This is a genomic window from Lacimonas salitolerans, assembly GCF_042677865.1.
GTDB lineage: Bacteria > Pseudomonadota > Alphaproteobacteria > Rhodobacterales > Rhodobacteraceae > Lutimaribacter > Lutimaribacter salitolerans.
On sequence record NZ_JBHUDD010000133.1, the window covers coordinates 1 to 11,756 of the forward strand.

9 protein-coding genes and 1 pseudogene are annotated in these 11,756 nt (G+C 62.9%); 1 reads left to right on the plus strand and 9 read right to left on the minus strand.

Translation table 11 applies throughout. The features are described 5' to 3' along the window. Positions 1 to 281: 281 nt before the first annotated feature. From ACFTOW_RS14520 to ACFTOW_RS14560, 9 genes are all read right to left on the minus strand, one after another. Complete coding sequence (locus ACFTOW_RS14520) at positions 282 to 1,220, minus strand: PHP domain-containing protein (protein WP_379916930.1); 939 nt, start codon at positions 1,218 to 1,220, stop codon at positions 282 to 284. Further along, complete coding sequence (gene phnX, locus ACFTOW_RS14525; protein ID WP_379916932.1) at positions 1,213 to 2,007, minus strand: phosphonoacetaldehyde hydrolase; 795 nt, start codon at positions 2,005 to 2,007, stop codon at positions 1,213 to 1,215. The genes ACFTOW_RS14520 and phnX overlap by 8 nt, the downstream gene beginning before the upstream one ends. After that, a complete protein-coding gene (locus ACFTOW_RS14530) occupies positions 2,004 to 3,170 on the minus strand; it encodes a 2-aminoethylphosphonate--pyruvate transaminase (protein ID WP_379916934.1) in 1,167 nt (388 codons plus the stop codon). The genes phnX and ACFTOW_RS14530 overlap by 4 nt, the downstream gene beginning before the upstream one ends. Positions 3,171 to 3,179: 9 nt before the next feature. After that, positions 3,180 to 4,274: an ABC transporter ATP-binding protein gene (locus ACFTOW_RS14535; protein WP_379916936.1), complete on the minus strand. Its 1,095-nt coding sequence runs from the start codon at positions 4,272 to 4,274 to the stop codon at positions 3,180 to 3,182. Positions 4,275 to 4,285: 11 nt separating this feature from the next. Continuing rightward, positions 4,286 to 5,290, minus strand: coding sequence for an ABC transporter ATP-binding protein (locus ACFTOW_RS14540; RefSeq protein WP_379916938.1), 1,005 nt, complete (start codon positions 5,288 to 5,290; stop codon positions 4,286 to 4,288). After that, positions 5,290 to 6,429, minus strand: a complete 1,140-nt coding sequence (locus tag ACFTOW_RS14545) for an ABC transporter permease (RefSeq protein WP_379916940.1) — start codon at positions 6,427 to 6,429, stop codon at positions 5,290 to 5,292. The genes ACFTOW_RS14540 and ACFTOW_RS14545 overlap by 1 nt, the downstream gene beginning before the upstream one ends. A gap of 4 nt (positions 6,430 to 6,433) precedes the next feature. Next, positions 6,434 to 7,426: an ABC transporter permease gene (locus ACFTOW_RS14550; RefSeq protein ID WP_379916942.1), complete on the minus strand. Its 993-nt coding sequence runs from the start codon at positions 7,424 to 7,426 to the stop codon at positions 6,434 to 6,436. 71 nt (positions 7,427 to 7,497) lie between these two features. Then, entirely contained in the window at positions 7,498 to 9,555 is a 2,058-nt protein-coding gene (locus tag ACFTOW_RS14555) for an ABC transporter substrate-binding protein (protein WP_379916944.1), read from the minus strand. A 105-nt stretch (positions 9,556 to 9,660) separates the two neighbouring features. Continuing rightward, on the minus strand, positions 9,661 to 10,713 hold the full coding sequence (locus ACFTOW_RS14560) for a LysR substrate-binding domain-containing protein (protein WP_379916946.1): 1,053 nt from the start codon (positions 10,711 to 10,713) through the stop codon (positions 9,661 to 9,663). A 137-nt stretch (positions 10,714 to 10,850) separates the two neighbouring features. On the opposite strand from ACFTOW_RS14560, the pseudogene ACFTOW_RS14565 reads away from it, so the two are divergent. Then, a pseudogene (locus ACFTOW_RS14565) lies at positions 10,851 to 11,707 on the plus strand (DDE-type integrase/transposase/recombinase); the annotation flags it as partial. Between the last annotated feature and the right edge of the window lie 49 nt (positions 11,708 to 11,756).

Below are 11,756 nucleotides of genomic sequence, written 5' to 3' on the forward strand. Positions count from 1 at the left end.
ACGGATGTTAACAATGCAGGTGGGTCAGTTTTAGATGATCATAACCCACCCAAGTGGGTCACTTTTGCATGCCGATTCACACTCATAACCTGAAGGTCGTAGGTTCAAATCCTACCCCCGCAACCAAAATTATCAAATAATACAGCCGCTTAAGAGCCGCCCTCCGGGGCGGCGTTTGCGTTTGAGCCCACCGTGGAAGCACTGTGAAAACAAGAGGATAAGCCTCCGGGGCGTTGAGGCTCGTGCCGAAGCCATGTCACGTGACGAGAACACTCAAAATGCTACTCCTGCGCCACGTGTTGCCAGTTCGCAATCGGATTGGACCAGGCACGTCGGCCTGCGCTATCGATCACTGTCACGCGGATCCAATCAGAGCCTTGGAATCTGTCAAGGCGCTGACGGCTAAGAGTCATAGACTGACCATGGACCGCCTGCGCCGCCGAACCCGCGCCTTGCACGATTACCGATAAAACGGCAGTGGAGGCGACTGTCAGCACATTGCCCTCCAGCGTGATGCCGCGCAATTCCGGGCCTTGAGTGGAATAATACTCACCCGCCTTCAGCGCGGCCAGCAGAAGCTCCGGGCTGTTTTGCTCTGCGCGCACCATGACCCAGCCGCCGAAATGATCAGGTTCGGTGAAATGCGCGTCGTCTGTGGCGCAAAGCGTAAGGGCGCGCCCCTCGCTTAACAAAAGGTCGGCAAGCGCGCTGCCATCGGGGCGCGCGGCCCCAACCTCGCAGCCGTGGTTGTAGATCTCGACCGCGTGGGCAGCATCTATGCTGCGCGCATCTGCAAGCGTCATGCCCGACCACTGCGGATGAGCAATCGCAACAAATGCCCCTGCCGCACGGGCGCGCGCCGCAAGCTCTGGCCCGGTTTCCTGACCGGCGACCGGGCGAAAACCCGGCGCATTGCCAGGCATGAATTCGGGCGGCAGGCCGACGGCAAGAATGTGCCACAGCTCGCCGTTCTCCATCGCGCCCGAATGCAGTTCTGCCCCCAAGAGCGTCGTGAACCCATCTGTGCGATACGCCGTCGTGTCCACGATCGGATAGCCAAAGCAGCCCACGAAATGATCTGTCAGCGCGATGAAGTCATAGCCTTCGGCCTTGTAGCGGCGGCACACCTCGGCCGGATCCAGAGCCCCGTCCGAGCGCGTGGAATGAGTGTGCAGGTTGCCGCGCCAGAAGCGACCCGGCAGATCGAATATGTCACGCATGGGGCTTGTCCTGTTCCAGACTGTCGATCAGGGCGGGCAGGTCCGCCACCGTGTCGATGATGTGATGCGCACCCGCTTCGCGCAGGGCCGAACCGGCACGGGCGCGCAACGCGTCCACTTCGGGCGCACTCAGGGTGGCCAGGTCCTCGGGCGTCAGACCCGCATGGTTGCCTGACAGGGCAACGCCCACAGTCACGCAGCCTGCCGCGATCCCTTCGGCGATGCCGGGTTCGGTATCGTCCACCTTGATGACCGCTGAGGGTGGATAGGCGCGCAAATCAATAAAGGTCTGATACATCTGCAAGGGCCCGGGGCGGCCTTCGGGCAGATCATCGGCGCAGACGCAATTATCGGGCGTGTAGCCCTGCGCTGTGGCCACCGGAAAGACCCGTTCCATGATCGATCGCGTATACCCCGTGGTGGACCCGATTTTCAGTCCACGTGCGCGCAGATCGGCGATCATCGCCGCCGCGCCGGGCACAAGGTTGGCATGCTCGGCAACGACCTCTTCGTTCATCGGCACGAACACCTTGTAGATGCGGTCGATATCGTCCTCGGTGGGGGCCGCACCATGCACACGTGCCCATTCGGCAGACAGGCGCGGGGCCATCAGCATGGCCTTGATATGGGCGCGTTTCGGGCTGCCCATGGGGGCGCGGGCCTCGGCGATGGTGGCCTCGACGCCGAAGCGGCGGAAGGCTTCGACGAACACGCCCATCGGCGCGAAGGAGCCAAAGTCGATCATCGTGCCGGCCCAGTCGAAAACAACGGCCTTGAAGCGGGTCATGCAATCTCTCCTGTTGCGATGGCTTCGGGCGCAGGGCGGCAGTCGCGCACACCCAGTGCGCCCATGCTGTCGGCCACGGCGGCGACCACGCGCGCCATGACATGAGTATCCATCTGCCCGATGTGACCAAGCCGGAAACTGTCCACTTTGGTCAATTTGCCGGGATAGATGATGAACCCGCGCGCTTTCATCGCATCGTAGAAACCGTCAAACTCGAAAGCCGGATCCGCCGGTGCGTGGAAAGTGGTGATGATGGGTGACAGCCACTCATCCGCCAGCAGCGTTGCAAAGCCCAGGCCACGCATGCCAGTCACCAGCCGGTCGCGGTTGGCGCAGTAGCGCGCATGCCGGGCCGGGGTGCCACCTTCGGCTTCATGCGCGCGCAGGGCTTCGAGGAAGGCCGCGACGGCATGAGTGGGCGGCGTGTAGCGCCACTGGCCCGAGCGTTCCAGCTCTGCCCATTGCGCGTGCACGTCCAGTGCCAGCGAATGTGCATTGCCCTGCGCGCGTTCCAACAACTCGCGCCGGGCCAGCACAAAGCCGAAACCCGGCACGCCTTCGATGCATTTGTTGGCAGAAGATACTACCGCATCGCACGGGATCTGCGCCGTATCAAAAGGCACGCCGCCAAAGGCCGACATGGAATCAACCAGCAAGCGCCGCCCGGCTTCGGCCACGGCTCGTGCGATTTCCGGCAAAGGGTTCAGAATCCCGCTGGAGGTTTCGCAATGGATGGCGACGACATGGGTGATGCTGGGGTCTTGCGCCAGAATCTCGGCCAGCTCGGCCCCGCGCGGAGGGGCAAAATCGCCTTTGTCGAGTATCTCGACCCCGCGCCCGATGACCCGCAGCGCGGCGGCTGCGCGTTGACCATAGGCGCCATTGGCCAGCACCAGCGCGCGCCCGTCGCGCGGGATGAAGCTGCCCAGCATGGCTTCCACTGCGAATGACCCGGACCCTTGCATCGGCACGCAGTCAAAAGCCGGATCACCCAGAAGCGCCACCAGACGTTTGCGGATCTCGGCGGTCATGGCGCAAAAATCGCCGTCCCAACTGCCATGATCGCGCAGCATGGCGGCTTTGACGGCATAAGACGTGGTCAGCGGGCCGGGAGTCAGTAGGTAGGGCTCGCCCAGATGCGGCGCGGGAAGGGGTTGGGTCATCTCTGTAACTCAGGTTGTGATCTCGGGCCGGGAGAAATCGAATTCTTCGGCAAAGTGGCAGGCCACGAAATGTGTGGGTGCGATTTCGCGCCATGCCGGCACATCGACGGAACAACGCGGCCTGGCAAAGGGGCAGCGGGTGTGAAAGCGGCACCCCGTCGGGGCGTCCATCGGATTGGGGATTTCGCCATCGAGCCGCACCGGGTTGAAAGGCAGATCAGGATCGGCCAGGGGCACGGCGGACAAAAGTGCATGCGTATAGGGATGGCGCGGGGTGAAGAACAGCGAGCGTGTGGGGGCATATTCCACGAATTGCCCGACATACATCACTGCGACCCGGTCGCTGATCTGCGCCACGACTGAAAGATCATGCGCGATGAACAGGAACGCCACGCCCATCTCTTCCTGCAGGTCTTTCAGCAGGTTCACGATCTCGGCCTGAATGGACACATCCAGCGCCGACACGCTTTCATCGCAGACCACGAAATCGGGACGCGAGACCAGAGCGCGTGCAATGCAGATGCGCTGCCGTTGCCCGCCAGAAAAGGCATGCGGAAAGCGGCGCAGATGTTCCAGATTCAGCTTGCAGCGCGCGGCGATCTCGCGCACCCGCGCGTCGATCTGCGCGCGATCCGACATCAGCCCGCCCGCGATCAGCGGTTCGGCAATGATGTCGCGCACCGTCATGCGCGGGTTCAGGCTGGAATAGGGGTCCTGGAACACAAGGCTCATGCGCGGGCGAAAACTGCGCAAGGCCTCTCCCGACAGGGAATGCAGGCTGACGCGGCCCTCGGGGAACACCATCTGCAAATTCGGGCGCAGCTTTTGAAGGGTTGCATCGTCTGCATGGGCAAGGTCGACGTCGCCCGCATCGGTGTGATAGATCACCTCGCCCCCGGTGGGGTCGATCGCGCGCAGAATGGCGCGGCCCACGGTGGTCTTGCCCGATCCGCTTTCGCCGACCAGCCCCACGGTTTCGCCGCGCCGGATGTCGAAGCTGACACCGTCCACGGCGCGCAGCGTTTGCGTGGTCGAGGACAGGAATTTGCGCTTGGTGACGGGAAAGCCCACCTCGAGATTGCGCACTTCGATCAAAGTGTCCATCGCGCGCCCCGTCATGCTGATTGCGCCAAGGCTGGCGCGGCCAGATGGCAGCGCACAGCGCGCCCTGCGCCAAAGCGGGTTTCGGCAGGCGCGGTCATGTCGCACAGGCCCGGCTTCATCTCGGCGCATCGGGTGTGGAACGGACAGCCCCTGGGACGGGCCGAGGGGCTGGGAATGTCGCCCGGCACCGGATGCAGCCGCCGCGACAACCGGTCGAGCGAGGGAATGGCTTGCAACAGCCCGCGCGTGTAGGGGTGCTGCGGGTCTTTGAGCACATCGCGCACCGATCCGCGTTCGACGATCGTGCCGAGATACATCACCGCCACATCCTGCGCGATCTGTGCGATCACACCCAGGTCGTGGGTGATGAAGATCATGCTCATGCCAAGGTCATGTTGCAGGCCGCGCATCAGGTCCAGCACCTGCGCCTGAATGGTCACATCCAGCGCGGTGGTGGGTTCATCCGCGATCAACAGGCGCGGGCTGGCCGACAGCGCCATGGCAATGACGGCGCGCTGGCGCATGCCCCCCGACAGCTCGAACGCATACTGATCCACGCGTGTGGCCGGTTCGGACAGTCCCACCTTGGCCAGCATTTCAATGGCCAGTTCACGCGCGGCGCGGCCTTTCAGCCCCTTGTGCAGGCGGATCGCCTCGCACATCTGGTTGCCGATGGTGTAAACCGGGCTGAAACTGGCCATGGGTTCCTGAAAGATCATCCCGATTTCGCCACCACGCAAGGCACGCAAGGCGCGCGCATTGGGGGCGAGTTTCTCGACCTCGACCACAGCGCCCTTGCGATCCTGAAACCGGATGCGGGTGTCAGGCGAAAGTTTCGCTGACCCCGGCAAAAGCCGCATCAACGCCTTGGTGGTCACGGATTTGCCAGAGCCCGATTCACCCACAAGCCCCAGCGTGCGCCCCTCGGCAAGGGTCAGGCTGACGCCCTGCACCGGGGTGATCGGTCCCTCGTCCGTGCGGAAGCAGACCGACAGGTTTTCGACGGAAAGAAGCATCAGCGCGCCTCCGCATAAGGGTCTGCGGCGTCACGCAGGCCGTCACCGATCACGGTAAAGGCCAGAACCGCGACCACCACGAACCCTGCCGGTATGAACAGCCATGGCGCCTGCTCGATCACCCGGATGGATTGCGCCTGTTGCAGCATGACGCCCCAGGACACGGCGGGCGGGCGCAGGCCAAGCCCGACAAAGGACAGCGCGGTTTCAGACAGGATCATGTAGGGAAAGGAAATCACCAGATCGACGATGATGAAGCTGGTGAAGCTGGGCAGCATATGCGTGCCGATGATCCGCCGCGGACGCGCGCCTGCAAGCCGTGCGGCGGTCACGTAATCCTCGCCACGGATCGACAGCAGCTGGCTGCGGATGCGCCGTGCCAGCGTGGGCCAGCCCACTGCGCCCAGAATGAGCGTCATCGCGAAATAGACCTGCGCGCCCGACCATTCGCGCGGCATCGCGGCCGCAAGGCCCATGTAGAGCGGGATGACCGGGATCACGCGCACCACTTCGGTGACGCGCTGGATGGCACTGTCGGTAAAGCCGCCTGCGTAGCCCGCGATGCCACCGATCATCAGCGCCAGCCCGAACGAGATCAGAACGCCAAGCACCCCGATGGAAAGCGAGGTGCGCGTGGCATAGAGCGTGCGCGAGAACACGTCGCGCCCCAGCTCATCCGTGCCCCACAGGTGCAGGCTGCCATCGTCCAGCCCGAAAAGCCGGGTCTGGATGGGGACAACCCCAAGCAGATGCGTCGGCTTTCCGGGGACAAGAAACTGCATGTAGCGGCGGACCTCCGGGTCCGGCACGGTCAGCGAGCGCAGCGTGACCGGGTCGCGTTCTGTCTTGGTGCCATGCACGAAGGGGCGCAGGCTGCACCCGTTTTGGTCGCAGAACATCGGCATTTGCGGCGATCCGTACAGGTAGGTGCTGTTGCGCTCGGTCGGGCCGTAAGGCGCGAAGAACTCGGCGAACAGACCCAGCAGGATCATCAGTCCCAGGATGGCACTGGCGATCATGGCCGCGCGGTGGCGACGAAAACGCCACCAGATCAGCGTCCACTGGCTGGCGGAATAGTATTTCTCGCGGCGTTCACGCTCGCGGCGCTCGGCACGGGTTTCCTGTGGCATTTCGGTCATGGCATCAGCCCTCCAGCCGGATGCGCGGATCCAGCCAGGCCAGCAGCAGGTCCGAGACGAAATTCATCACCACGATGACCACTGTCAGCATCAGCAGGATCGCACCGGCCACGTTCATGTCGAGGTCAAGGAACGATTTCAGCAGCAGATCGCCCAGTTCGGTCAGCCCCAGTACGGCAGCCACGATGGGCAATTCGGAAAAGATGCGGTTCACGTCGAACCCGATGGTGGACGCGACCGGGTTGACCGCAAGACGCGCGGGGTACTTCACCAACAAGCGTGTTTCCGGCAGGCCGCGGGCGCGCGCAGCCATGACCGACAGCTTTCCCAACTCGTCCGACATGGTCGCCCGCACCGTCTGCAACTGGTAGGCGATGGCCGACCAGCCCAGCACCAGTGCCGGGATCCAGAGGTGTTTGACCAAATCCCACAGCTTTGCGAATGACCAGGGCGCATCCTTGTACTCTTCGGAAAACAGCCCCCCGATAGAGGCCCCGAACCAGCGGTTCGCAAAATAGAGAAGCAAAAGCGCCAGCAGGAAATTCGGCAGCGCAAGACCCAGGTAAGAGAAGATCGTCAGCCCGTAATCCGCACCGGACCCGCGCTTGACCGCGGCATACAGGCCGATGGGAATGGCAATCAGGTAGGTCAGGAGCAGGGTGACCACCAGCAGGCCCAGCGTCAGCCACACCTTGTCGCCAATCACGGAATTGACCGAGGTCAGAAAGGAATAGGCCTGCCCGAAGTCGCCACGCAGCACGATGCCGCTGATCCACTCGACGTATCGCACCAGCATCGGCGCATCCAGCCCCAGCTCGACCCGGATGGCCTGAATATCGGCGGGTGTGACGGCGACGCCGGTGCCAGAGAATTTGCGGAATGCGTAGCGTTCGGCATAGTCGCCCGGCGGCAGTTCCATGATCAGGAACACCATGAAAGACACCATCAAAAGCGTAATGGCCATGCCAAGAAATCGGCGGATCAGGAAAACGGCCATGGCATCGGTCCCGGGTAGCGACGGAAAACAGGGGCGCACGGCATGGCGCGCGCCCCCAAGAGTCTCAGGGCTCAGTCGGCCAGAAACCACTGTTGCGGACGGTAGGGATAGGTCCAGTAGTAGTCATAGGTCTTGGCCGTCAGCGGAATGATGTTCTGCAACTGGTTGGAGTGCATGTAGGGTTCGGGAATGTCGCCTACCGTGCCGATGCGGATCATCTGGTCCAGATGGATTTCGACGATCTCGCTGCCGATTGCATCCGATTCCGGGGTGCCCAGCGGGATCTGCGTCAACCGTTCGGCCAGATCCCACAGCCGCAGCACGTCCTCGGGCGGTTCGACGCCCGATGCGCCATCGGTTTTCTTCCACTCATCCCAGGCAATGCCGGGGCCGGGGTTGAAGAAATCCCCGAACGGCGGGAAGGCAGAGCGCGGGTCCTGGCTGAAGGCGGGCGCCGAAACGCCGTCATTCTTCCAGCTCAGGATATCGGCCTCGTTTGCATTGGCCGCGGCGCGATATTCGTCCGAGGACACTTCGCGCAGGTCCAGACGCACACCGACCGCGCCCCAGTAGTCGCGCACAAGTTCGTGCATCTGGACCGGGCCGCCCTGGCTGGCATAAGTCAGGCGCAGCACGAAGGGGCGGCCATCGGGCAGTTGGCGCACGCCGTCGCTGCCCATTTCCAGACCCATCTCGTCGAGCATCGCGTTGGCGCGCTCCACGTCGTATTCTGTGTTGCGCGTGACCTGCTCTTCGGTGACGAAACCGACCGTAACGGGTTCCACCGGCAGCGCGTTGGCCGGGCGGCCCTGACCAAGGAACACGATCTCGTTGATTTCGTCGCGGTTCATCGCATGGGACATGGCGACAGAGAAACGCGGATCGCCGAACACCTCGCGCAGGACCGGGTCGGTATGGCCGCGGTTGAAGGCATAATAGGTCATCGACCCCGGCGCGGGTGCCAGAGCGGCGGTGATATTCGCGTTTGCTTCGTTTTCCTTCAGGACCGGGAAGTCATCCAGGAACACCGCCTGCTGCTTCCAATGCACCTGACCGTCCAGCATGCGCAGCATGTTGACTTCGCGCTCGGGGACATAGGTTTCGGCGATCTCGTTGATATAGGGCAACTGGTTGCCGGCGGTGTCGACCATGTGGAAATAGGGGTTGGCGACAAGACGGCGGCCTTGCGAATTGTCCTCGATCACGATGTGGGACTCGAGCGTGGGGACCACGGCGCGACCGATCGCATCAAGCTTGCCGGCATCACGCAACAGCGGCGTCGGGATGTCTTTCCAGTCAGACGGACCGTAGAAGAAATTGACGGCTTCGCCTTCACCTTCAAAGCCAAGCTCGTCCCGGCGTGCGGCGGCATCGGGATTGTGCTTGTCCATGAACTGACCCAGGAAATGCTTGGGCTGGAAGGGCTGGCCATAATCCACGGCAAAACGGTTCAGCAGGCCCGGCACCGGCACGGGGAAGGTGAACTTGACCGTGGTCTCGTCGATGGCCTCGACGGTGGCGGGTTCGCCGCCAAACAGCCAGCGGCCGGGGGTTTCGGTATAGACATTTGTATTCAGGATCAGGTCTTCATACCAGAACACAACGTCTTCAGCGGTGAATGGCGCGCCATCCGACCATTTGTGACCTGCCCGCAGATGAAAGGTCAATTCGGTGAAGCTGTCATTCCACGCCCATTCGCGCGCAATGTTGGGCACGATGGTTTGCAGGTCGTCGGAATAGCGCACAAGGTTCACATGACGCACCGACAACAGGTCAGATGTGCCGGATTCCGTGGCGCGCGAGGTGCCCCGAAGCGTGCCACCATAGCTGCCAATGGCGCTGTAGGGGGCGACGACCAGCGGCTCGGCCGGCAAACGCTCGGCAAAGGGGGGCAGGTCGCCATTGCCCTGAATTCGCGCGTTCAGATCCGCAATCGCCGGGTTCTCGGCCAAGGCCAGCGTGCAATCGGCCGCTTCCTGGAACTCGGTCAGCTCGAATTGCTGCGGGAACGTGGGCGTCAGGTTGCCCATATCGGCGACGGTGACGGGCGGGCAATCGGCGGCGGCGGCCGTGCCCAGCAACAGCGCACTTGCGCCGCCCAGAAGGGAGATTTTAAGGGAACTTGTCATGGCAGACTCCTGTGTCAGTGACGCCGGAGAGCGTGACAGCGATTCTTGACACTCTTGTAACGCAAGGTCAGGGCATAGCCTTTGGCTATGGTTTTGCGCCTGTCATCAAAGTGTCGTGGACTCCGCAAGTTTCTCGTTCAGGTTGAACAGAGCCTTGATCGCCGCCAGATCGCGCGCGTCTGACATGCAAACCAGGTAATGTCCGACCGTCGGTGCCTTTGCCCGTCCGGTCTCGATACGGATCGCGCACATCTTGGGATCTTGTGCAATCTCGCCCGCCATGACCACGCCCACGCCGATACCGGCCGCCACCGCATCACGCAGCGATTCCCACGATCCAAGATCAAGCGCGGTGTTCAGCCTGACCCCTTCCCGTACCGCGATCGCCTCGAGCACGCGGCGCGTGCCGGAGGTCGCCTCGCGCTGGATCAGCGGCCATGCGGACAGGTCGCGCAACAGCATGGTTTCCTGTCCCGCAAGCGGATGGTCCAGGCTGGTCATCAGGACAAGCTCTTCGCGGCGCAATTCCAGCATATGAAGATCCGCCTCTGCACCTGGAAGTGTAACAAAAGCCGCGTCCAGCTTGCCGCCCCGCAACTGGTCCAGCAGGTCGAACGACGCCATGCAGCGCGCTTCTATCTTTATGCCACGAAACGAATCCATGAATGCGCCCAGCACGTGCATCACGAATTGATGCGTGGAATAGCCAACGCGCAGCCGCCCCTCGCGCAGCCCGCGCAAGCCGTCCAATTCGGTGTCGATCTCTTTCGCCAGGGCCAAAAGCGTGCGCAGGCGCGGCAAGAGTTTCTCGCACAGCTCGGTCGCCACAAGGTGCTGCCCCTGGCGTTCGAACAGCCGATGCCCATACCGGGTTTCGATGGTGCTCAGATGCTTGCTGACCGAGGGTTGCGTGACCGCAAGTTCTTTGGCCGCGTCATTGATCCGCCGGGTGCGTGCAAGGGCCTCGATGACCCGCAATTGCGCAAGAGATAGACGGTGTTGCATGAAAGCCTGAACTGGACCCTGTAGACACGGATGGCTGCAACATTCAGCAATCGCCAAAGCGCCCAGCACGCACGCCAAAGCCACTCTGCCACCGCATCGAAGCCGGAAATGATATCCTGAACGAAGGAAACTGCACGCGCTTGATTTGGTCAAGCCTTACCAGCATTCCGTTGAGGGTTGAGTGCAATGCGACCTAGGTGTTCCATCCCGGATGATCACATAGACCCTCGCCGTTCCGCCCTTTTCATGGCAAGGTCGATCCTGCGCGAGGTTTGGGAGGGGGTGGGGACATGCTGATTTCTCTGCACAAACAGGCGACGACGACGCCGAAGATCCGTGCCGCGATCCAGGCGAGCACGGAGCCGGCGTGGATGGTGGCCGAACGCTACGGCATCTCCGAACAGACGGTCTGGAAGTGGCGGGGGCGCGACGACGTTCACGACCGCAGCCACACGCCGCACCGCTTGCAGACGACGCTGACGCCGCCTCAGGAGGCCGTCGCGGTGGCGCTGCGCAAGGCGCTTCTGCTGCCGCTCGACGACCTGCTCGCGGTAGTGCGCGAGTTCCTCAATCCGCACGTTTCACGCTCGGGGCTCGACCGCTGCCTGCGGCGGCACGGGGTGGGCAACCTGCAGGCGCTGAAGCCGAAGGAGCCGAAGCCCGCGCATGGCACCTTCAAGGCCTACGAGCCGGGCTACCTGCACATAGACATCAAGTATCTGCCCCACCCTCTCGGGACATTGCTGCGCAATGCCCTGCCGGGCAGTGGATGGCCGACGAGGACCGCCGCCGTTACCTCTTCGTGGCCATCGACCGAGCGACGCGGTGGGTCTTCGTGCGCATCTATCCGGCACAGACCGCAGCCAACGCGCGGAGGTTCCTGCGCGATCTGGAGCGCGCGGCGCCAATGAAGATCACCCGCGTTCTGACCGACAACGGCAAGGCTTTCACCGACCGCCTCTTCGGCCTGCGCAAGCGCGCGGCCACCGGCCAGCACGAGTTCGACATGCTCTGTGCGGACCTTGGCATCGAGCACCGCCTGACCCCGCCGCTGCGACCCCAGACCAACGGCATGGTCGAACGCTTCAACGGCCGGATCGAGGACGTCCTCCAGAGTCATCGCTTCCGGAGCGGCGAGGACCTGGATGCCGCGCGACAAACAGGCTGAGAATCCAGCGTCAATCAGGATGAGAACG